This window comes from Scytonema sp. HK-05, assembly GCF_963872035.1.
In the GTDB taxonomy this organism is placed as follows: Bacteria; Cyanobacteriota; Cyanobacteriia; order Cyanobacteriales; family Nostocaceae; genus Kalymmatonema.
In genome coordinates this window covers 22,058-44,830 of record NZ_CAWMYC010000092.1, presented here as the reverse complement: position 1 = coordinate 44,830, position 22,773 = coordinate 22,058, and the positions used below count along the sequence as shown (strand labels likewise).

Below are 22,773 nucleotides of genomic sequence, written 5' to 3'. Positions count from 1 at the left end.
TATGTCTTTTAAATCTCGCGCAAAGACGCGCTTGACGCTAAGAAAACAAGGTAATCTAAATATTTTGCAAAGACATAGAGAATTGGTATTATTTCTTAATCGCGATTTTTTCATCAGTATTTAGGAATATTCCTTCAAAAACCCCGTTCTAACATCACAAGAACAGCATCTTATTATCAGGAGCTATCTATGAAAAGGCGTTCTGCCTTACGTGCTTTGCTATTTACCGCAGGGTTTATGATTCCTGCCTGCACTCAAACGCAGAACTCTACTCAAAACCAGGTATCAAGTAGTCAAACCCAAGCAACTGCTACTAAGAACTCGGGAGCAGTAGAACTGACTTTGGTTGGTTATGGAGTGGCTAAAGCGCTTTACTCCAAAATGATTCCTGCCTTTCAGCAAGAGTGGAAGGCAAAAACAGGTCAAGATGTCAAGTTCAAAGAATCCTATGGTGGTTCTGGAGCACAAACTAGAGCAATTTTGGGTGGCTTGCAAGCCGACATTTTAGCTCAGAATCTCCAAAGCAATTTAGACCCTTTAGTAGAAAAAGGCTTTGTCAGCAAAGATTGGAGCCAAAGATTACCCAATCAGGCTTCGCCCGCCAGCTCGGTAATGGTTATCGTCACAAGACCAGGAAATCCCAAGCAAATTCAGAACTGGAGCGACCTCGCTCGTGATGGTGTGTCAATTGTGGCAATCAACCCGCAAACTGGTGGTAACGCTCGCTGGGGTATATTAGCAGGGTACGGTTCTATTCTCAAGTCTCAAGGAGAACAGGCAGCACAAGATTATCTCAAAGGTTTCGTCAAAAACATTAAGACCTTGGTCAGCAATGGACGAGAGGCAACAGATACATTTGTGAAAAATAAAATCGGTGATGCACTCGTCACATTTGAGAACGAAATTATCTTTGCCAACAACGTCATTCCTGAAGATTATCCTTATATAGTACCAGCAAGTAACATCCAGGTCGATTTTCCAGTCACGGTTGTTGACAAGATAGTAGACAAACGGGGAACCCGCGAAGTGGCAGAAGCGTTTACCAAGTTTTTGTTTTCACCTAAAGGACAAGAAATCTATGCTCAGTTAGGCTACCGTCCAATAGAGCAAAAGGCATACCAGCAACAAGCCAAGCTTTACAAGCCTGTGAAAACACTTTATAAAATAGCCGATTTTGGTGGCTGGAAACCCGTAGACCAGAAGCTTTTTGCAGATGGAGCATTATTCGATTCTGCTCAAGCAGCAGCCAGAACCCAATAACCTCAATGGTAGCTACCTCTGATACCCTCTCTACTCAAGGCTTTCATAAGTCACTTTTGCAGGGTTTAGCCCTGACTTACATTAGCTTTATCGTTCTGCTGCCTTTAAGCGTTATCTTCTTAGAGGCTTCCAAACGCTCTTGGCAAGAATTATGGCAGGTGATCACTGCTCCTGTTGCTGTGGAGGCGTATAAGCTTTCCTTTGGTGCTGCTTTGTTGGCAGCCCTAATTAACAGTGTTTTCGGCGTCATCCTTGCTTGGATATTAGTACGCTATGAGTTTCCAGGCAGACGCCTAGCAGATGGTTTGGTGGATTTGCCCTTTGCCATGCCTTCAGTGGTTGCTGGAATTGCTTTGGTGTCTCTGTACGGTTCTGGTGGAGTCCTTGGACATTACCTCGATCCCGGAACATTCTTAGGAAATAGCTTGCGATCGCTGGGTATTCAGCAAGTGAACTTGACCTCATCTGTGGTAGGAGTTGTTTTTGCGAAAGTCTTCGTGACGCTTCCTTTTGTGGTGAGAACGGTGCAGCCGGTTCTCATGGAAATTGAACCAGAGGTAGAGGAAGCAGCACACATCCTGGGAGCAAATGCTTGGCAAACGTTTTGGCGAGTCATTTTTCCGCAATTACTGCCTGCGATATTGACCGGTTTTACGCTGGCTTTTGCACGTGCTGTTGGGGAGTACGGCGTAGTTTTGATAATTTCGGGCAATATTCCTTATGAAACGATGATTAGCTCTGTCTACATTTACCGTCGGTTGGAACAATATGACTATAGCGGTGCAACGGCGGTGGCGATCGTGCTGTTGATGTTTTCTCTAGTCATTTTGATTTGTACCAATCTATTGCAATGGTGGAGTCGGCGGTATGAGAATTAGCTCAAAAGCCAAGCCACAATCGTTGCCTTGGGGACGCTATTTGTTGATTGCTTTAGGTCTGTCTTTCCTAGTCATCGTCGTTGTTCTTCCTTTAGTGACTATTTTTTATCAAGCGTTTACCAATGGTATCGAGGCTTACTGGACAGGAATTACGACACCAGAAGCTCGTCATGCCATCTTTTTAACAGTGGCGATCGCCTTAGTCGCAGTTCCTATGAATACTGGGTTTGGGATTTTAATTGCCTGGATTTTGGCGCGATACTCATTTCCTGGTAAGATTTTACTGTTAGGAATTATAGACTTACCATTAGCCATTTCACCCACGGTTGTGGGTTTAATGTTCATCCTTCTCTATAGTCAAACTGTCGGTCTGTTTGGTTCTTGGTTAGAAGCAACCAACATCAAAATCATCTTCGCTTTGCCAGGAATGATTTTTACAACTTTGTTTGTCACACTCCCGTTTGTGATCCGAGAGGTGCTACCTACACTGCAAAGCATGGAATTAGCACAAGAGGAAGCAGCTCAAACACTAGGAGCAAATTCCTGGCAGACTTTTTGGCGCGTGACTTTTCCTTCGATTCGCTGGGCGTTACTTTACGGGGTGATACTTTGTACATCTAGAGCAATTGGGGAGTTTGGAGCCGTCTCGGTGGTTTCAGGCAAACTGATTGGAGAAACAAACACGCTAACATTGCACATCGAACGAGTCTACAGCGAATACGATACGATCGCTGCTTTTGCCTGTGCGTCGCTTCTGGCTTTGTTAGCATTGCTGACGCTAATTGGACAGGAGTTACTGCGTACAGCAGACAAACCCCGGAGTTTTGCATTATCGCAAGTTTTTAAGAGGGATTAGGCGATCGCGTGTACATAACTAGGCTTTGCGGCTAAAATTGTCCTAGTTAAAAAACAGGGTGGCGATAAATTGACTCATCGACCAAAGTTGTCGTTGTGAGTTGAGTCATGTTGTGTTTGCGGCGTAAGTCTAACAAATCTTTGGGTCTCTACCACAAAAGCCCATTCCCAACAACTGGTAAAAAAGAATTTGTTTTTACTATTCCGTAACCTACAAAGCGCATCCTTGAGGAATTGCATGAGTACAAATGAATCAAATGCTAAGGAAAGCATAATCTGCACTTGGTGTAGCTATGATGCAAATCCTATTGGGGCTAAGTACTGTCAAAAATGCGGCAAACCCCTTGTGGTTTCTTCTGTAGCTATTCAAGAGAGAATGACTAGGTCTACACTGTTTGTGACTGGGGTTAGTTTATCAGCCATACTCTTGCTGCTTGTTGGTGTGGGAGGCTACTTTTTCTGGCAGCAAGCCCAATCGTCACTAAATGTTAGCACTGAAAACATTTCTTCCAACAATTCATCTTCCAACAATTCAGACATTCGATCTTACACTTCCATGAAGGAAGTCCCGAAAGTGCCAGAAGGAACATTTAACTTTGGTGGTTCGCTTATTTTTGCATCTCTGGTTGCTCAAGGCACACACAAGGCTATCAACCAAGCTCACCCTAATTTTATCCTACGCTACACCGATCCAGTTGACAACCAACCTGGTACTGGTAAAGGAATTGAAATGCTGCTCAATGGTCAACTTAGCTTTGCCCTATCCGGTCGTCCTCTTGAGGATGCTGAGTATAAACAGGCAACTGAGCGCGGTTTTAAACTGGATCAGGTCGCCGTTGCTATTGATGGGCTTGGCTCCTATACTCATCCAGATATTTCCATCCCTGGTCTTTCCGTAGCTCAACTCCAGGACATTTACACAGGCAAAATCACCAACTGGAAAGAGGTCGGAGGACCAAACTTACCGATTGTCCCTTTCAGTATAAATACTAAAACTACAGCATTACTTAAAACGCTTCTTGGTTCAAAAGTTGGTAGTGTTAGCCCTAAAGTGCGATCCAGCCGAGACTATACTGTACTTGTTCGTGATGTAGCCTCTACCCCAGGAGCCATTGGTATCGGCGCAGCGATGCTAGTAGCCACTCAGCAGACGGTTCGCCCTGTAGCCTTGGCTCCTGGTGACAGCAAGCAGTATGTCCCAGTTGTCACGGATGGTCAACTGAATATAAAAGCCTTCCAGAATGCTACTTACCCCATAACCAGGTATTTGTATGTCATCATCCGTCGGGACGGTAGAGCAGATGAACAAGCTGGAGTCGCCTATGGTAATCTATTGCTGTCTAAAGAAGGTCAAAAATTTGTCGAAAAAGCGGGCTTAGTACCAATACGGTGAGAAATGACTCAGGAAAACTATATATCAAACGAAAACCTTGATTCATTGCTAGGAGAGTATGCTCATCCCCAAGGATATCTAGAGTATGTCAACACTTTACCGTTTCTGGGTCGTCTCCACTGTTCCACTCGACAAATTGAGGCTGGAAGTTGGCAGGAGATTCTACTTGACTACGAAGTTGGTGCTTCTGGAATTGCAGACGGTGCTTGGATTAAGGTAACGTTCAAGTTTTACTCAGACTGGGGACTGTTTCAGACGGAAGACCCCAAGGCGGCTAACTATCTTTCAGCAGAATACCAAGCTCGTTCTCCTCTTCCTGGTGAGAGTCCCGCAACAGTGCAGTCACTCAAGGTTCGGTTTGACCAGAAGGGGCATGAACGTCCTTATCAGAAGGCAATTATTGTGGATATTGTCGATGGTTACATCAAACCAGGCGACCATATTTTGATTCGGTTGGGCGATCGCCGTGCTGGAGGACCAGGAACAAGGGTACAAACTTTTGTTGAGCAAGGCTTCCGCTTCCGTGCTTACATTGACCCCGTTGGCACCTCTCGCTTTGCCGAAATTCCCGGCGATGTCGTGATTGATATTGTGCCAGGACCACCTGCCAAACTTGCAATTGTCACTCCGCGACTGGTCAAGGCAGGTATTTCGTTTCCTGTAATAATACGGTCAGAAGATGTTTGGGGAAATACTTGTTGGGGCTTGGGAGGACAACTGCAGTTAACAGGTCATAATTCATCTAGAAGTTTACAAGAGCAGTTGCTGGATTTGCCAGAGCAAGGTTGGGCTGTGGCAAAAACCACCTTGACTTTGGATGCAGATGAAGAAATAATACTCCAGGCGACTTTGATAGGAACTAATTTACAAAGCCCTCCCACTCCTATCACAGCAGATAGCAACCTAGCTTATCCTCGTGCCTTTTTTGCTGACCTTCATGTCCACTCCAACAACACAGTAGGAACAAATAGTACGGAGTATAATTTCGCCTACGGTCGAGATGTTGCCGGGTTGGATGTTTTGGGTTATACGGCAAATGATTTTAATATTACCGAGGAGCGGTGGAAGCAAGATGTGAAACTGTGTCGGGAGGTGACGCAGGAAGGCGAGTTTCTTTGTTATCCGGGTACAGAGTGGTGTGGAAATTCCGCTGCGGGGGGCGATCGCAATGTCGTTTTCTTAGGCGACGAAGTCTTATTCCCCTATGATCGCCAAGGAAAGCTCGTTCGTTCCTTCGAGTGGAATGAAGACATGAAAGGCAAACAACTGCTTCCCGGTGCTTGGCCTGTAGATAAACTTTATGCTGCATATATTCACAATCCAGAGCAGCACCTACTGATTCCCCACATCGGCGGACGGCGTGCTATTTTAGACTGGCATCACCCCAAACTCGAACGTCTGATAGAAATTGGTTCTGCTTGGGGACACTTCCCTTGGTTTTATCAAGATGCCATTAGTCGAGGATATAAAGTTGGGGTGTCAGCCAACGGCGATGAACATCGCGGACGTTGTGGCGGTGGCGTTCCTGGGACAGCGGTTTTTGGGGTCAATGGTGGAGTAACGGGGATTATTTCGCCTTCGTTGACAAAGTTAGATATTAATCATGCCTTGCGTTCTCGTCATACCTGGGCTACAACAGGCGATCGCCTAGTTGCTTTGCTTTGGTCAGGATCGCACATTCAAGGGGATGAATTGACTGCATCCGGTGCAGTGACTCTTCACTATCGATTGTTAGGCACAAGCGGCTGGGACGAAATTGCTGCATACACTCACAATGGGTTACTCTGGCATCGCAACCTCCAGTCGGAAGCAGGTTACGCTGCAAATAAAATTCGCCTGCGCTGGGGTGGTTCGCGAATTAAAGACCGCTATCGTTGGGCTGAGTGGCGTGGAACCTTGGAATTTTCCAATACTTTAGTTCAGAGCTATCAGCCTCATGGTTTGGAACATCCAGAGGAATATGTTAGACGAGATGGACCACTGAAACTAGAGTTTAGCTCAGATACCTACGGCGACTCTGATGCAATTGAAATCGAACTTTCTGATTTACTCCACGCTCACTTCGAGCTGCATGTTGAAATCGGTAGTTACATGAAGGTAGGAAGCCCACTACGGCGAAATCCTTACATCCATTGCCCGGAATTTAGCTGGGAATTTTCCGGTAAAGACCTGATCAACAAAGGAATTTTGCGGCAAGAATTGGGAGGAGCAGAGCTTTTCATTGCGGTAGAACGCTTAAGTGCAACTCCTATGCCAAGAGATGTTAGTGGTAGCTTTATACTAGAACCTCAGTCCAGTCCCCACGGTTTTCTGCCAATCTATATTTCAGGTCGTCAGGTTGATGATTCTAAGGTCTGGACTAGTCCTGTGTTTATCACGTTTGAAAATTAATTTGGGATACTCGCCGAGAAACCCGCTTTCTTAATAAGGTTTAATAATGAATGATGGCAATGTTGAGATTTATTAAGTGGGCATTATCAGGTATCGGCAAGTCCTAGCTGGGTTGATCTTAGCTATAGTTCTTTTCTTGTTTCCCCTGTCGGCAGAAGCAGCAAGTTCTTCCAGTATCAGCCGTTCTGCAGGCAATGCACTCAAAGGTCAGGATTTCTCTGGTCAAAGCTTAATTGGAAAAGAGTATAATAATCTCAATCTGGAGAACGCTAACTTTAGCGATGCTGATTTGCGTGGAGGCGTTTTTAACGGTTCTGTATTGCAGGGAGTAAACCTGCATGGTCTAGATTTTAGGCATCTTCCTAGTTTTCTAGTTCAAACTTCTTTAACCCAGCATCACTGGGTCTTTCTTCATGTCTGAGTCTAAAGTCCAGAAATAAAGGCGATCGCGCTAAGGATAGGGCAATTTCTTCTTGATTAGCCGCAGGTAGTTTTGCTGTCGTAGATTAACATCTATCAAGACATAGTGGGAGGGTGAGAACCCCTACCTTTTAATCCGGGGCGGGGTCTTACACGTAAAAAAATTAGCCAGCGTTACTACTACGAATACTCGTCATCATCCATAGATCAACCTTCACATTGGCTGGCTGATTTTTTAGGGGACAATGCGTCGGATGAAACCCGACTCAACAGGTTTTAAAGAGTTGTTTCTTTTTCAGGAACTTTGCACGCTTCAAATGCGTCATAATCAATATAGCGCCGGCTCACGCCAAACCATTGTAGGAAAGTCTTCCGCTTCATGCCCAGAGAACCGATAATGACACTAGCTTCTGAGAAAAAGACTTAGGAACTGAATCTTTAAATCCATCCGAGGGGGGACGCCTCTTAGATGTAAAACTAAAATGCTTGTTGAGACGGTCTGGCGGGGAGTAAGTCACGAGGCTGCTCTAGTTAAGAGTCTAAGAAACAGCGAACTTGGGTGTAACAGCATGACCTTGGTCTGCTGTGGAACAACTTTTAAGAATCCCTGCGCATTTATGCCAGGGAGTACGTCAAATATCCTACGGCATGATTCTTCATAGGCAGTGTTGGCAGGACATCGCCTCTACTCACCTTCCCCATCTGCCAAAGTAGCAAAATACCGTACGGCTCGCACTAAATCATCCGGTGTGCCAATATCAAGGTAAGTACCATCAGTAAATGCTTCTGCTTCTACGTGAAAACCTTTATTTATAGCAGCTTGAATGATATCGCCAATAGGTATTTCTGGTAGCTGTGATAAATTGCTCTTCGCCTTAAGAGTTATCAGATACTCATGTAAAAACTGTGTAAAAGCAGGTGTCCAAACCGCAATGCCCCACATATAAGGCAAATCTGACTGGGGAGGTTTTTCGATTATCAAACGGACTTTACCTTTATCGTCAAAGTCAACCATACCCGCTTTTTGAGGTTTATCCGTAGGGAATAGTCCCAAGACGACATCGGCGTTACTAACCTCAAGGCGTGAGAGTACCCGTACATAGGCATCTTCAGGTTGAAACAAAATATCAGGAAAACCTAAGGCTACGACAGCATCTTGGACAAAAGGATAAGCCTGATCCAACGTGAAAGGTACACCATAACCCAAACCCATGATGAGATAGCCCAAGTTCATCGAAAGCATTGTGCCATCTCCAAAATATGCCGGAATATCCCACTTACCAGGACGCAGTATAAAGTATGCCTTATCAATCCCTGCCAGTTGCATTTTTTCTAACAGATATTGAGAAACTACCTTCGGTCGCCAGTTAGATTTAACACCAAAGTCTTGAAAACCAACCGGATATAACTCTTTGCTAAGCGGTAAAGGAGAAATGCGGGTTGCCTGTCCACCAGCAGGTAGCAGTCCGATGATTTGACGCTTGGTCATAGGTAATTAAAAATTAATAGTTAAAAATTATTTGCCCCCATTGGGTAAATATTTTAACTGGCAGGTATCACATAATAAGCAGTAATCGGTAAATTCAATAACTATAGACTAATGACTGATGACAAATGACTAAAAAAATATCCCCCTTCTTCAGAAGCGCAGTTGTGAACAGACGGCAAAAGGAGGGGGTTTCTTACGTTTTATTTCGTTGCAGAAATTACTTGACAGAGACGGCATCAACATCGATAGTGTTGGCGGTGGAGGTGGAATTCTCGGCAGTATTGGCGGCTTTGACGTCCACATTACCCTTACGCTCTTTAAAGCCTTCTATCATGAGCCCAGATACCTCAGTAACGAGCAATGTCAACAGAAAGACATCATCAATTTCTCCCACAATGGGGATGACGTCTGGAAGAAAATCAATTGGGCTGACAAAATAAAGCAGTGTTCCTAAAATTACCCACCAGCGATACTTAGGGTTACGTAGTAAATTGCGGTACCAATTATAAAGGGATTGAATTGGATTCATAGATTTTTACCTCCAGTTACCTTTAATTTTGGCAAATTATGCCCTACACTTCCTGTGGGAATAACCGCCCTAGTTTGTCTGGAAGATGCTACTCGCAAGTTCTCGCTAAATCCCAACCCTTGAATGTGAAACGATTATGTTAAGTTGTGCTTTAATTTCTAAAATTAAGTGCTTAATTGACACTTAGACCACACATAGATGGAGGAAACCTACAACAGTGGATATCGTAGATTTGTTTAAAAAGGGCGGACCAGCGATGTGGCCATTGCTTGTCCTGTCGATTTTATCTTTAAGTGTCATTTTTGAGCGTTTGTGGTTCTGGTTGCGAATTTTAAGCCAGGAAAAGGAAATAGTTAATCGCGTTTTGGATGCCGCCCGTGTGGATTGGGCGTCGGCTAGTGACATTGCTAGACAGGCAACCCGTCAACCTATCGGACGGTTCCTGTATGCGCCCCTAAGCCTGCCAAAAAGCGATGCAGAAACCTTCCGACTGGCACTGGAAGCAACAGCAGAAGATGAATTGGCTGGAATGCGACGGGGTGAAAAACTTTTGGAAACTGTCGTTGCCCTTGCGCCCTTGTTAGGATTGTTGGGTACGGTTTTAGGGTTGATCCAGTCTCTACGCTCTATTCGCATTGGTGATTTAGGAACCGAATCCACTGCTGGGGTAACTACTGGTATTGGGGAATCCCTAATTAGTACGGCAGCAGGACTCATTGTTGCTATCACCAGTTTGGCATTCTACCGCCTATTTCAAGGTCTTTTGGTTAACCAGGTCAAAATTTTCCGCAAGGCAGGAAATGATATGGAGTTGCTGTATCGGCAGTCTCCGCCTGACTATACTAATACTACACCTGAAACTAGGGTAATACCTTCGACAATCATACGAGAATCTGCTCGGGATAACTTGAATTCGCCTCGGAAAAAAGGTAGAAGAACCAAGCTTTCTGAAACACCTGAACCCCCGCCAGAGTCTGATTTGTCAGAACCGAAAGATAGTCAATAAAAAAATTCCACGCCCCAGGTATGAGACTAAAACAATGAAAGTGAACCTACATACTCCAGTAGAAGAAGTCCAAATTCAAATCATTCCCTTAATAGATGTCGTTTTTTGTATACTGACATTTTTTCTTTTGGCGGCTTTGCAATTTAGTCGCCAAGAAGAGATTAGTATTAATTTACCTAAATCCAGTACTGGTACGCCATCTACTACTAGTGCTAAACCCAATAATATCGGTTCCAACGCACAAGTCCAACGACAAATATTAACTTTGACTATTGATGCTATTGGTCAAACTTACGTAGACAATGACTTAGTAAAACGAGCACAAATCAGAGAGAGTTTCCAGAAATACCTCCAACAAACTCCCAACGCCATTTTGGCTCTAAAAATCAGTCAGACAGCAACCTACAATGATGTCATATCAATTATAGATTTGTGGCGACAAGTCGGAGGCGATCGCATATCTTTTGTCACTACACCATCTTACTCTAATTCACCCATTTCTCCTGTGCCAACCAATCCTGCTGTCCCAGGAACACCACTTCTACCCAACAGCGCACCCATACCTCCCATTAATCCACAAATCAACCCTAACTTGAATCTTCCTTCAACGCCCAATCTACCTCAGACGAACCAAGGTGTGACTCCAGTTAATCCAGGTACTCCCGTATTGCCTAAAGTACCCACAGCACCTGCTGGGAAAACCAATCCGACTCCCAACAGGTGATTCGGATATGAGGGAGATGAGGAAGAGACTCCTACTCCCTTCCCGCCAGAATATTACCGATTTAAAAAACCGCACCAGGCGCTGCACTACTGTACGTGCATTTGCGCTCTCTGTGATCAGTAGCTTTATATATAAATTATTTATTGGCTGTATGAAAATAATTCAGAACTCAAAATTCAGAAGAATTGTTTATCTAATAGTAGATAGTAGAGAAAGCAGTTTCAAATTTTTTACAAACAAATTAGAGTTGTTGAAACGAAAAATCCACATTCTGTGTTCTGAATTCTGAATTCTGAGTTCTGTTTGACTATTCGTTAGTTTTTGGCGGAGTCACTGTGGTACTCGATTGCTGAGTACGCTGTTCCCGTCTTTTTCGCTCTGCTGAAAGCATATCTGACATAACTATCAAGGCTTGTGACATTTTATCTATGTTAGAGCGGTATATCTCTAAATCTTTATTGAGTTTGTCGTCAGATATATGCAAGCCATTGCCAATTGTTTTCAAAGCCTCAGTGCGTTTCTTTTCGTCTTTAACGAGTTCTGGGTCTGACTGTTCTAATAAAGTGAACAAACCAATTGCAAACAAGCGATTGTATTTAAATTTCTCATTGTTTGCGATTGCTTGCAGTGAGTTTTGAAAGTCAGCATCTCGAGATGAGGGAGTTTCCTGGCTTAACCACGCAATGAGTTCTGAAGCGTTTAAGCTTGTTGCTAATGCTTGCAAACGTTGAGCATCCTGTTTGTAGCGCTCTTCGTCTTCTTCTACAGCCTGAAGCAGGGCATGAAAAATCGACTCTTTATCCCGTTCTGGCAGGTAGCCTTGCATAAAGCGGTCAAAGGTAGTGACGACGCCCAAGGCATAAATAGGATCGTAGCTAAAATCGACATTCACTGACAGCAGGTGCATTTCCACCATTAGCTCTTCCACCACCCGACGATAAATGGTGTTTATCGGGCGGGTGTGAAGGTTGTAGAAAGTTCGCTTAGTATCAGATACGGTACGGACGTTATTCACAAAGCAATTTTCAAGGGCGACGTATTATTATTCTCTCGCTTTAATGGCACTTTGCCAAGTTTAGTTTTCTACTTGCGTCCAAGTCATTCCAAATTCGGGATAATAAATGTTTTGTCGCCATAATAAGCTATGATTGGCGGTTTATTGTGACAAGTTGCTCTTCTATGGAGTTATTCAAGAAGACAGAGTGTAGGGTGTAGGTAGTAGCAACAATTCACGACACTACATAAGCAATCCCAAAACAAATCTGTTTCAATGGAATCTTGGACATCTGACTTATGACTTTTTCACCGCAACTACTCGCCCTAGCTCATTATCTTGCTGGTGAATTTGATAATCGAGAACAAGCTATTGCAGAGTCTGCTTGGTATGTTCACCTGCGTTTGTGGCAAAGACCAGTTCCTCTATTTCAAGAAGACAGCCTGACACTATTTGCCGAACAAGCCAATATTGTCAATCTAGATCGACCTTACCGTCAGCGCATTATCCGGCTTTTACAAGAAAGTGAGCCTGATGCACCCCTAAAAGTGCAGTACTATATGCCCAAAAATCCAAGTAGCCTTGTCGGTGCTGGTCGCAACACAGCTTTACTTAACACCCTGACACCCGACAACTTAGAATTACTACCAGGCTGTGTGCTCAACGTTACCCAGCAATTGTTAGCTGCCAATAACTATAAGTTCGAGGCTACCCCACCTCCAGACACTCGTTGCTGCTTTACTGTTGATGGCAACATCGTACAAGTTTCCTTGGGCTTTGAGGTGACTCAAGATAAATTTTTCAGCTACGACAAAGGAATTGACTCTACGACTGGAAAAGCCACTTGGGGAGCGATTTTGGGACCCTACTGCTATGCAAAGCGAGAACAGTACTGTTTTTAGCTGGCGATGCTACGGGGTCCACCTTCTAAAGCCTCTTCCTCGGTTTCAAAGATTTCAAAAACTGTATCCATCATAGTGACTTCAAACACCAGCTTGGCTTCTGGATGCAGATTACAAATCCGAAAACTGCCCTTAACTTTATCAGCATCGCGCATTCCAGCTACCAAAGAGGTCAGACCAGAACTATCTATGAAATTCACCTGACCAAGATTCACCACCACATGACGACTGAGTTTAGAGATACACTCCTGCAACTTCAAGCGAAATTGCCAAGCAGTGCTAATATCCAGGCGACCAGCCGGTGTTAAAACGATGACGGTATTGCCGTCTTGGGTTGTATAAGTTTTTTGAGCTATGTATATCACTGAACTCCCCCTAACACTCCTTTAAAAAGAAACTGTGGTTTGACATTGCTTGAAGCTGGCAAAAGCTACAAGTTCTGTTTTTCGACTCATCTCCACCTTTTTCTACTGGAATGACGACCTAGACTCTGTGAGTGATCTGACCTGGTATGGCATTGCGTGATGCTGTAGCCTGATATGAAAAAGCTACAGCAACGACTGTCATCTTTATTGCTAAGTGCTTCTATTTAGTAGTTTAACTTACTAAAGAAGTGGTGGGTGCTAAATGGTGAGTACCATTTTTTGCTATTTAGGTTCTCATAGCAATCTGGATTGTTAGATGGTTTATACTCGGTACTCGGAACTCATGACTGAGAATTACTTAGTATCCAGTTTACCCAGTCTTGAGGCTTGAGGAAGGTTTCATACAACTGAGCCTCGGGGGAATTTGGTTCAGGCTGATAACCGTATTCCCAGCGTACTAAGGGTGGTAGGGACATGAGAATTGATTCGGTGCGTCCGTTAGTTTGCAGCCCAAAAATGGTGCCTCGGTCATACACCAAGTTAAATTCTACATACCTTCCCCGGCGATACAGTTGAAAATTCCGTTGGCGATCGCCATATTCCATTTTGTGCCGTCTTTCCACGATCGGGATGTAGCTTGGTAAAAAGGCATTGCCGCAGTCTTGTGAAAAAGCAAACAACTGTTCCCAAGTGCGTGGTTCTGGTGTCCCAATTTCGTTGCTGTAAATAGCTGCTGCACCATCTGGATGAGGACCGCGATACAATCCACCCAGACCATCTTGATAATCAAAAAACAGTCCGCCAACACCCCGCGTTTCTCCTCGATGCTTTAAGTAGAAATACTCATCACACCAACGTTTAAACACTGGGTAATACTCTGGATTGTGAGCATCACACGCCTGCTTCAGTGTTTTATGAAAATGCACGGCATCTTCGGCAAAGGGGTAATAAGGAGTTAAATCCGCACCGCCACCGAACCACCACACGGGTCCTGCCTCAAAGTAGCGATAATTGAGGTGAACGGTCGGCACGTAAGGGCTGCGTGGATGCAACACCATTGAAGTGCCTGTGGCATAAAAATCGTGCCCTGCTGCCTCTGGGCGCTGCGCTAGTATCGAAGGCGGTAGATGGGAACCCCAAACTTCCGAAAAACCTACCCCAGCTTGCTCAAATATTGCACCCTCACGCATAACGCGCGATCGCCCTCCACCTCCTTCTGGGCGTTCCCAGGCATCTTCTTGAAATTGCCCCACACCATCCAGTTCTGTCAAGGTTTGAGTGATTTGGTCTTGCAACTGTTTCATAAACTGACTGACTCTAGCTTTCGCGTCAGTTGGCAGGGTTTGAGTAGATTCTGCCCGCATTGTTGGGGTTTGGAAGTTCGTCACCATAGACTCAAGAACCATTTATTACAATTTTGGTGAAAGCCGCAAATTTTAAGTTGAAAATTCACGGGCAACAGACGCTATAAAGCAGGCTAAAATTGCCCAAAGAGCTATCCTCTCTATAGTCAAGCATTTATATGACTGATGGGCTTGGCTACAGATAGTTATTTTCCCTCAAATGCGTGTATGCTTGTGTGTTTATTGTTTTTTTTCAAGTTGTTTATATTTATGTAAAGTTCTAGGATTGATACTAAACTCCCAAAAGTCAGTCTACAAGCACTTTCAACTATAGGAAATCTCAACTGCTGTCCAAAGAAGAATTTATTACCACATCCGCACTCAAAGGAGGCAAAGATACGGCGCTTACGGATATATATATGAAACGGTTGTTCCTCTTGCAAGGTTTTCACTTACAGCATCAAAGGTCGAACCAACTTGTTCAACAAGATCCCTATATCAATTTTATCCGCCACGAATCGGGGGTTATACTCCAGCATTCAAGTTGGCGGCGTATATGTCCAATGGCGACTTGCTATGCTGAAGGCAATTTTGAGAAAGTTGAATGCAAGGGAAGATCCCAAATGCTGAGTATGCCAGAGTTACAAAAAGCCTGTAGCGAGGAGGAATAGGAAAATGCGAGGTTGGTTATCCAAATTCATCCACCGCAAACGTCGGCGGTTTTGTGCTTCTCTGGTACGGACGTATCGAGAAATTAGTTCTGCTTCTGTGGATGAACTGTGGCAAAAAGTCGTTGACATAGCAGATGTTTCTTGGCACCCAATGCTAAAAAGCACCAACGTTCCCTATGGATTAGTACCTAAACCTGGGCTGATTTATCAAGCGGTCACACGCTTATCACCAATTCCCATCCGCATCTTTGTAGAACGCGTCAATCCCAGAGAGTTGTTGACTGTAAGAGTGCTGGCAATTCCAGGTGTAGAGGAACGGATTACTTACAGAGTTGAGTCTACAGTTTGTGGGACTTGTGTGTCTTATTCCGTAACGCTGCGTGGTTGGTTATCACCGTTGATTTGGTCTTTTTCCCGTCCCTACGCGGATCGCGTGGCGCGATCCTTAGTTGAAGCAGTAGAGGGAGCGACATTGCAAGCAGTGTCAGGAAAGAGAAAATCCCTCAAAGATAGTTGTTTTGATTTTTAGAGGCTGGGGACTGGGGACTGGGGACTGGGGACTGGGAAATAAAGTAAAAAGAACCAAGTTAAAAGTAAAAAGAAAGAACAATTCAATATTTCTTTTAACTTTTAACTTTTAACTTTTAACTTTTCTTCCCAATCCCTAATCCCTAATCCCTAATCCCCAATCCCTTATTAAAGTTAAGATTCTAATAGATAAGAATGACTTTTTGTTAAAAATTGTTGCGGCTCTAAGGCAAAAAACACTATGTATGATGTCCTCGATTTCCCTTCAGTCCTAGAAGTGTTGCGACCAGTGCAAGATCCAGAATTGCGTAAAAGTCTGGTAGAACTCAACATGATTCGCAACATCAAAATTGATGGTGGAAAGGTTAGTTTTACCTTGGTATTGACAACACCTGCTTGTCCTTTACGTGAATTTATTGTAGAAGACTGTCAAAAAGCAGTAAAAAAGCTACCAGGGGTGACAGATGTATCTGTCGAGGTCACAGCGGAAACACCGCAGCAAAAAGGCTTACCTGACCGCACTGGTGTTCCTGGTGCAAAGAATATCATCGCGGTTTCCAGTGGCAAAGGAGGCGTTGGGAAAAGTACGGTTGCTGTCAATGTAGCAGTTGCTTTGGCTCAAACAGGGGCCAAGGTTGGTTTGCTGGATGCTGACATCTACGGTCCTAATGACCCCACAATGCTAGGACTGGGTGATGCTCAGATGATCGTGCGCTCAACAGAGAAAGGGGAAATTCTCGAACCTGCTTTTAATCACGGTGTCAAATTAGTCTCAATGGGCTTTTTAATTGATCGAGATCAGCCCGTGATTTGGCGTGGACCAATGCTCAATGGAGTGATTCGCCAGTTTCTCTATCAAGTGCAATGGGGAGAATTAGACTATTTGATTGTGGATATGCCCCCAGGAACAGGCGATGCTCAACTTACATTGGCACAAGCAGTACCAATGGCGGGAGCAGTCATTGTCACTACACCCCAAAGTGTGGCGCTGTTGGATTCTCGAAAGGGTTTGCGGATGTTCCAGCAGATGGGTGTACCGGTCTTGGGGATAGTAGAAAATATGAGCTATTTTATTCCACCAGATCAGCCAGAGAAGCAGTATGACATTTTTGGTTCTGGTGGTGGTTCCAAAACTGCGGCTGAGTTGGGAGTGCCCTTGCTAGGGTGCGTACCACTAGAGATTTCCACTAGAGTTGGGGGTGACAGTGGTGTGCCAATAGTTGTTGGCGAACCAGATTCAGCGAGTGCTAAAGCATTAAAGGCGATCGCCCTGACTATTGCTGGTAAAGTGTCAGTTGCTGCCCTGACATAAAAATTACAATTTTCGCCTGGTTGAACTGGCTAAGCCTGGAATACAGATTTTGAGTCGTCCCTAAATTTAAAATCTCACAGTTAAAGTTTAAAAGGATACAATGTTGTTAAAACGTTCGCTTCCCAGAATCCGTTGGAAGCATTGGTTTAAACCTTGGCAGCAAGTCGATTGGTTATTATTTTGTTTGCCAGTCGCTTTGACTATATTTGGCGGCATCATGATCCGCAGTACAGAATTGAATCAGGGGCTGACTGATTGGTGGTGGCATTGGCTTGTGGGTGGCATTGGTCTGACCATAGGTCTGTTTATTGCCAGAATCCGTTACGAAAACCTGGTTCAGTGGCACTGGGTGACTTACACTATCACCAACATCAGCCTAATTGCAGTGATGATAGCCGGTCAGAGTGCTAAAGGCGCACAACGGTGGATTAACATCGCTGGCTTCAATGTGCAACCTTCAGAATTTGCCAAACTCGGGTTGATTATCACCCTTGCGGTATTGTTACACAAACGCACCGCTTCTAGTATTGATAGCGTTTTTAGGGCTTTGGCAATCACTGCTGTGCCTTGGGCTTTGGTCTTTTTACAGCCTGACTTGGCAACATCGCTGGTGTTTGGTGCGATCGTCTTAGGGATGTTGTATTGGGCAAATGCCAACCCTGGTTGGTTGATACTGCTGATTTCTCCGATTGTGGCAGCGATTCTGTTCAGCATTCCTTGGCCCTTACCAATTGTTTTGTTCAACCAGATATCTCTGACACCGTTAGGGTTACTGTGGTCAGGCGCTATGGGTTTGCTTGGCTTTGTCACTATTCCAGGAAGAGGATATGGCATTGGCGGGATAAGCGCAATAATTTTTAACCTTTTAGGTGGTGAATTAGGTGTATTTGCTTGGAACCATATTTTAAAAGATTATCAAAAAGACCGCCTGACTGTATTTGTTAATCCCGAACACGATCCTTTAGGCGCTGGATATCACCTGATCCAATCTCGTATTGCCATTGGTGCTGGTGAATGGTGGGGATGGGGTCTTTTCAGAGGTCCTATGACCCAATTAAATTTCGTCCCCGAACAGCATACAGACTTTATTTTCTCTGCGGTAGGCGAAGAATTCGGTTTTATTGGCTGTTTGGTAGTCCTGTTTGTCTTTTGCTTAATTTGTTACCGACTGTTACATATTGCCCAAACTGCCAAAGATAACTTTGGCTCTTTGCTTGCTGTAGGCGTTTTGTCTATGATTGTGTTTCAGATGATTGTTAACATTGGCATGACCGTAGGTCTAGCACCGGTAGCAGGTATTCCTCTGCCTTGGATGAGTTACGGTCGTTCTGCCATGCTAACTAACTTCATTGCCTTGGGATTGGTAGAATCAGTGGCAAACTTTCGACAACGGCAGAAGTATTAGACGGTAATCATTAGTCTATGGGATTAGTAATTAGTACTAATACAAAGGTAGGTTGAGAAAGATTAAGCTATTAACAGAGAAACAAGCAAGGGGAAAGAGGATGATTCTACCTGGAGCAACTGTTCGCGTCAAGAATCCAGCAGATATCTACTATCGTTCTGAAGGACTCGTGCAGCGGGTGAGCGATGGCAAAGTCGCTGTCCTGTTTGAAGGTGGTAACTGGGATAAACTCATTACCTTTCGCCTGTCGGAATTGGAACTTGTAGAAACCACAGCAGGACGTAAGAAAGCCAAATAGTCATGAGTCATTGTAGAGACGCGCCATGGCGCGTCTGTACATCTTTGTTTTAAAGACTTTTGACTGATGCATACAGTTCACAGGCAGGATGCTCACTAGCGCACGCTCATTGGTTCTTTTTGAATTTTGAATTTTGAATTTTGAATTGGTTATGCGCCTTCCCCTGCCACAGTTTAATAGAAGCGATCGCCACCCAAATCATATTGCGGAGGTGATCGAGACTTCTAGTTGCGAATTTTTAGCTCAGTGTTTGGAACCAGAAGATTTAAGTTTTCCCTCAATGCCTCCGTTTGGCAGTTGGGTGCGTTCTGTTGATGAAGAATCGGGCAATCAAATTTATGCTGTGGTGTATTATGCAACTACGACGACCGTAGATTCCGTACACCGGGCAGTGGCTCTGGGGTTGTCTCTACAAGATTTGCGAGAGGAGCAACCCCAGATATTTGCTATGCTAAAAACAGAATTTCGTGCTGCAATTGTAGGATGGGTGCAACCCGCAGATACGAATTTTTCCAATGCTCGGGTGTACCAATATCTGCCTCCTCGTCCCCCACAAGTTCATCAAGCAGTTTACCGATGTGAACACGAAGCAATCATTGAATTCACCGAAGATCTGGATTTTGTGCGGACACTACTTTCTGTAAACGGTGCCCCTGTGGATGCCTTAACCGCAGCCGCTGTTCGAGAGGTGTATCAGTTACGTAAAGCAGATCGACAATGGCTGATCAAAGCTGGACGTAACCTAAGCGTGCTGCTGAAAGACGACTATGATCGTTTACGGTTCATTTTGAGCCAGATCCACCCATAGGTAGTTAGTTCTCTCGATCATCGTTCAGGTACTCTAGGTAAAATTTTTTGATTTTTTTCCATTAGGGTGACTTTTGCCATTGAATAGATTCAGCAATTACGCTTAAGGTAATCACAGCCTCACTATCCCAACTTCTGCGTCCTACCTATGGAACTCATCTCACAAGTTCTTGCTCTGGAACCCACTGCCCAAGTTCTTGGCAAGGAACCAATCGTTCCCTTCGCTATTTTACTGGTGGTCATTTTAGCGGTACCCATCCTGTTTGAGCGGCTGCAATTACCAGGATTAGTAGGTTTGCTGGCTTCGGGGGTCGTGCTTGGTCCTCACGGTTGGAATTTATTGCAAACACAATCAGCGATGATGACTGTGCTATCAGACATTGGGTTAGTTTACTTAATGTTTGTCGCAGGGTTAGAAATAGACATAAAGCAGTTTCGTCGCACCAAAAATCAGTCGTTGGGGTTTGGCAGCTTGAGTTTCTTGGTTCCCTTAGCAGTAGGAACTTTTGTTGGGCGGATTTTTGACTTTGATTGGAATGCGGCAGTATTAATTGGCTCTTTGTTCGCTTCCCATACCATTTTGGCATATCCGATTATTACTCGCTTGGGAGTAGTGAATAACGAAGCCGTGACTGTGACTATGGGGTCCACTATTTTTACTGATATTGGTGCCCTGATAGTGTTAGCAGTGTGTGTGGCAATGAAAGATGGGCACTTCACCTTTGGGCGGCTAACCATCTTGCTGAGTTTGTTAACTATCTACTCAATTGTAGTTTTGGTAGGCTTTGATTGGGCGGGTAAAGAATTTTTTCGGCGTTCTGGTGATGATGAGGGAAACCAGTTTTTGTTTGTGCTGCTGTCTGTGTTTCTTGCTGCTGTAGGCGCACAATTGATTGGAATAGAAAAAATTGTTGGAGCATTTTTAGCAGGTTTGGCTGTCAATGAAGCAGTGGGGGAAGGTCCAGTAAAAGAAAAGGTAGTGTTTGTTGGCAGTGTACTGTTCATTCCCATCTTTTTTGTTAACCTTGGCTTGCTGATTGATGTGCCTGCCTTTGTGCAAAGTACTGGAATCATACAGTTAACGCTGTTATTTGTCATCGGTTTAATTGCAAGTAAATTGCTTGCTGCAATTCTTGCAAAACTGGTTTATCGCTACAACTGGCAGGAAACGCTAACAATGTGGTCGCTGTCTGTGCCGCAAGTTGGTGCAACGTTAGCAGCAGCGTTAGTGGGATATCGAGATGGGTTGCTTGATTTGAAGGTGTTAAGCAGCGTTATTGTCCTGATGCTGATAACTTCTACTTTGGGACCGCTGATTACCAGTCGGGTAGCCGTAGGTTTGACGAATTCAACAGTTAAAGAGCAACGAATCACTCCGCCTTACCATAAGCCAGAGGAAAGAGACGGAACATACAGTATAGTCGTACCTGTCTACAATCCCCAAACACAGCAGCATTTAATTGAAATGGCGGCGCTGTTGGCACGACAGTCAAATGGCAGAATTGTACCGTTAGCGATCGCAACTGCTTTTGCTCACATGGATGCACCCCAGTTGGAAGCCTCCGTGCGAAGAAGTCAAAGGTTACTGGCAAAAGCAACAGCACTGAGTGATGTCTTGGGTGTAGAAGCACAACCCTTGCTGAGAATTGACGATGCTTTTGCCCAAGGAATTAGCAGGGCTTCTCGCGAACAAAAGGCGAGTTTGATTGTCATGGGTTGGGGTAAACGTACTGGGTTCAAAGCACGTTTATTTGGTAACGTCATTGATAACGTTCTGTGGGCATCCCATTGTCCAGTGGCGGTGACACGGCTGGTGGAATCACCAAAAAAAATTCAGCGCATCTTGGTGCCATTGGAAAATTTGATGACACCTTCATTACAGCCTGTAAAATTTGCCCAGATTTTAGCAGATGCAAATCAGGCACAGGTGACTGTGCTAAATGTTTGCGAACGCCGTACGAGTTCAAGTAAGATTGCTTGGAGGCGATCGCAACTCTCGTTACTGATCTCAAGATTAGCACTGCAAAATCCACCCGAAGTTCAAATCATAGCTCATGAAAATACTGCTCAAGCCATTTTGCAGGCAGCGAGACTATATGATCTCGTCGTATTACCTTTTATACGTAATCGCACTGTTCCTGGTGGGTTAGCTATTAGCGATGTCACAACCGAATTAGCGAAGCAACTCACCTGCTCAATTGTCATGCTTGGAGAACCTCAACGTACTCAAACTGCAGTTGTGTCAACTGAGGTTACGAGTAGCACCACAGCTACGATGTCACAGGGAATTGTGTGATTCAATAGGCGTTAGGCTGCCATTGTAAGTCTAAACTGAGATTTCTGAATCCACAATCGTGAAATCAGAAGAAACGACTTGATGTGTTAGATAGCTAACGCCACTCATTCTTCTTCTTACATTAATTCAAATAAATAAAATTTTCAGCAAGTTTCTTAGTCTATAAAACTTACTTTCCTTACTTTTCCCACCTACTTACAATTGAAACATAAAAAGAAAAAAGTTTTTCCCTTTCTATCTGCTTCTTTTGTAGATGCAAATCAAGACCGTAAACACACAAAAAATTTCAACATAGCCAGTACAAAGCTGCTTGGCAGATATCTACATTTGCATTTTTCATGTTTATTACGATTAGTTTTTGAACCGACAACTACTATAAATCAATACGCTTGGTTATAAGACCAGAACCCTTATCAGAACGACAATGTACAGACGCGCCTCCTCTCGTCTGTACAGAGAACACGAATCCCACCAAAAATCCTTAACTGAACCGTATTGTACTATAAATGAATAAGAAATGTGGATCATAATAAAGTCAAGAAGACTTGCGCTGCTCTAACAAAACCCACCTTCGTACCGTAAAAAATTAAGAATAAGGTGGGAAAAAGAACCAGATGAAATATCTAAAAACTTATAGCCACAGGTGAAGCATCAAGCCAAAACTTGACTAGCTTTACGTAAATAAAAGCTTTATATTTTATCCAAAAAAGTTTATTTTTTTAAAGATTTTGTAAAATCTTGCGTCAAAGCTTACCTTTTGTATCAAATTTTGTTATTTTGCTAATTGAGAATTGAAACCAAAAAGTGCAAATATAACAACAAAGCATCCGGGGGCAAATAGCCAGCTTTAACAAAACCTTCTAAATTACCGAGCAGGGTAAGGTATTTTTGTTTCAAAGCTGGGTAC

19 protein-coding genes and 1 pseudogene are annotated in these 22,773 nt (G+C 44.0%); 15 read left to right on the top strand and 5 right to left on the bottom strand.

Annotated elements, in window-relative coordinates:
• Positions 1-189: 189 nt before the first annotated feature.
• From AACT52_RS12415 to AACT52_RS12390, 6 genes and pseudogenes are all read left to right on the top strand, one after another.
• A complete protein-coding gene (locus tag AACT52_RS12415) occupies positions 190-1,260 on the top strand; it encodes a sulfate ABC transporter substrate-binding protein (protein ID WP_198940793.1) in 1,071 nt (356 codons plus the stop codon).
• Between the two features lie 5 nt (positions 1,261-1,265).
• Complete coding sequence (gene cysT, locus AACT52_RS12410; protein WP_073626473.1) at positions 1,266-2,138, top strand: sulfate ABC transporter permease subunit CysT; 873 nt, start codon at positions 1,266-1,268, stop codon at positions 2,136-2,138.
• On the top strand, positions 2,128-2,994 hold the full coding sequence (cysW, locus tag AACT52_RS12405) for a sulfate ABC transporter permease subunit CysW (protein WP_073626471.1): 867 nt from the start codon (positions 2,128-2,130) through the stop codon (positions 2,992-2,994). The genes cysT and cysW overlap by 11 nt, the downstream gene beginning before the upstream one ends.
• Positions 2,995-3,231: 237 nt before the next feature.
• On the top strand, positions 3,232-4,386 hold the full coding sequence (locus AACT52_RS12400) for a PstS family phosphate ABC transporter substrate-binding protein (RefSeq protein WP_073626469.1): 1,155 nt from the start codon (positions 3,232-3,234) through the stop codon (positions 4,384-4,386).
• A 3-nt stretch (positions 4,387-4,389) separates the two neighbouring features.
• On the top strand, positions 4,390-6,777 hold the full coding sequence (locus tag AACT52_RS12395) for a hypothetical protein (RefSeq protein WP_073626467.1): 2,388 nt from the start codon (positions 4,390-4,392) through the stop codon (positions 6,775-6,777).
• An 85-nt stretch (positions 6,778-6,862) separates the two neighbouring features.
• A pseudogene (locus AACT52_RS12390) lies at positions 6,863-7,153 on the top strand (pentapeptide repeat-containing protein); the annotation flags it as partial.
• Positions 7,154-7,882: 729 nt separating this feature from the next.
• Here the strand turns inward: AACT52_RS12390 and AACT52_RS12385 are convergent.
• Together AACT52_RS12385 and AACT52_RS12380 are read right to left on the bottom strand one after the other, a co-directional pair.
• On the bottom strand, positions 7,883-8,686 hold the full coding sequence (locus AACT52_RS12385) for a sugar phosphate nucleotidyltransferase (protein WP_073626465.1): 804 nt from the start codon (positions 8,684-8,686) through the stop codon (positions 7,883-7,885).
• A 217-nt stretch (positions 8,687-8,903) separates the two neighbouring features.
• Positions 8,904-9,215 (bottom strand): YkvA family protein, encoded by a 312-nt coding sequence (locus tag AACT52_RS12380; RefSeq protein ID WP_073626464.1) that lies wholly within the window; start codon positions 9,213-9,215, stop codon positions 8,904-8,906.
• A gap of 217 nt (positions 9,216-9,432) precedes the next feature.
• Between AACT52_RS12380 and AACT52_RS12375 the strand changes: the two genes are divergently transcribed.
• Both AACT52_RS12375 and AACT52_RS12370 read left to right on the top strand, forming a co-directional pair.
• Positions 9,433-10,221 carry a MotA/TolQ/ExbB proton channel family protein gene (locus AACT52_RS12375; RefSeq protein WP_073626462.1) on the top strand — a complete coding sequence of 263 codons (789 nt, stop codon included), beginning with the start codon at positions 9,433-9,435 and terminating at the stop codon, positions 10,219-10,221.
• A gap of 34 nt (positions 10,222-10,255) precedes the next feature.
• Positions 10,256-10,945, top strand: coding sequence for an ExbD/TolR family protein (locus AACT52_RS12370; RefSeq protein ID WP_073626460.1), 690 nt, complete (start codon positions 10,256-10,258; stop codon positions 10,943-10,945).
• 307 nt (positions 10,946-11,252) lie between these two features.
• On the opposite strand, the gene psb29 is transcribed toward AACT52_RS12370, so the two are convergent.
• Positions 11,253-11,960 carry a photosystem II biogenesis protein Psp29 gene (gene psb29 / locus AACT52_RS12365; RefSeq protein WP_073626457.1) on the bottom strand — a complete coding sequence of 236 codons (708 nt, stop codon included), beginning with the start codon at positions 11,958-11,960 and terminating at the stop codon, positions 11,253-11,255.
• Positions 11,961-12,238: 278 nt separating this feature from the next.
• On the opposite strand from psb29, the gene AACT52_RS12360 reads away from it, so the two are divergent.
• On the top strand, positions 12,239-12,841 hold the full coding sequence (locus tag AACT52_RS12360) for a chromophore lyase CpcT/CpeT (RefSeq protein ID WP_073626455.1): 603 nt from the start codon (positions 12,239-12,241) through the stop codon (positions 12,839-12,841).
• Here the strand turns inward: AACT52_RS12360 and AACT52_RS12355 are convergent.
• Together AACT52_RS12355 and hemF are read right to left on the bottom strand one after the other, a co-directional pair.
• The gene (locus tag AACT52_RS12355; protein WP_073626453.1) at positions 12,838-13,206 is read right to left on the bottom strand and encodes an STAS domain-containing protein; all 369 of its coding nucleotides are present in this window, start codon (positions 13,204-13,206) and stop codon (positions 12,838-12,840) included. The two genes, AACT52_RS12360 and AACT52_RS12355, sit on opposite strands and share 4 nt — an antisense overlap.
• Positions 13,207-13,547: 341 nt before the next feature.
• The gene (hemF, locus tag AACT52_RS12350; RefSeq protein ID WP_073626451.1) at positions 13,548-14,597 is read right to left on the bottom strand and encodes an oxygen-dependent coproporphyrinogen oxidase; all 1,050 of its coding nucleotides are present in this window, start codon (positions 14,595-14,597) and stop codon (positions 13,548-13,550) included.
• A 627-nt stretch (positions 14,598-15,224) separates the two neighbouring features.
• Here hemF and AACT52_RS12345 point away from each other — a divergent pair.
• From AACT52_RS12345 to AACT52_RS12320, 6 genes are all read left to right on the top strand, one after another.
• Complete coding sequence (locus tag AACT52_RS12345; RefSeq protein ID WP_041035894.1) at positions 15,225-15,749, top strand: polyketide cyclase / dehydrase and lipid transport; 525 nt, start codon at positions 15,225-15,227, stop codon at positions 15,747-15,749.
• Positions 15,750-15,989: 240 nt separating this feature from the next.
• Complete coding sequence (locus AACT52_RS12340; RefSeq protein WP_073626447.1) at positions 15,990-17,060, top strand: Mrp/NBP35 family ATP-binding protein; 1,071 nt, start codon at positions 15,990-15,992, stop codon at positions 17,058-17,060.
• A 100-nt stretch (positions 17,061-17,160) separates the two neighbouring features.
• The gene (gene rodA / locus AACT52_RS12335; protein ID WP_073626445.1) at positions 17,161-18,465 is read left to right on the top strand and encodes a rod shape-determining protein RodA; all 1,305 of its coding nucleotides are present in this window, start codon (positions 17,161-17,163) and stop codon (positions 18,463-18,465) included.
• 100 nt (positions 18,466-18,565) lie between these two features.
• Positions 18,566-18,763: an NAD(P)H dehydrogenase subunit NdhS gene (locus tag AACT52_RS12330; RefSeq protein WP_041035899.1), complete on the top strand. Its 198-nt coding sequence runs from the start codon at positions 18,566-18,568 to the stop codon at positions 18,761-18,763.
• A gap of 151 nt (positions 18,764-18,914) precedes the next feature.
• The gene (locus AACT52_RS12325; protein WP_073626443.1) at positions 18,915-19,571 is read left to right on the top strand and encodes an HAS-barrel domain-containing protein; all 657 of its coding nucleotides are present in this window, start codon (positions 18,915-18,917) and stop codon (positions 19,569-19,571) included.
• 147 nt (positions 19,572-19,718) lie between these two features.
• Positions 19,719-21,866, top strand: coding sequence for a cation:proton antiporter domain-containing protein (locus tag AACT52_RS12320; RefSeq protein WP_073626441.1), 2,148 nt, complete (start codon positions 19,719-19,721; stop codon positions 21,864-21,866).
• Positions 21,867-22,773 lie beyond the last annotated feature (907 nt).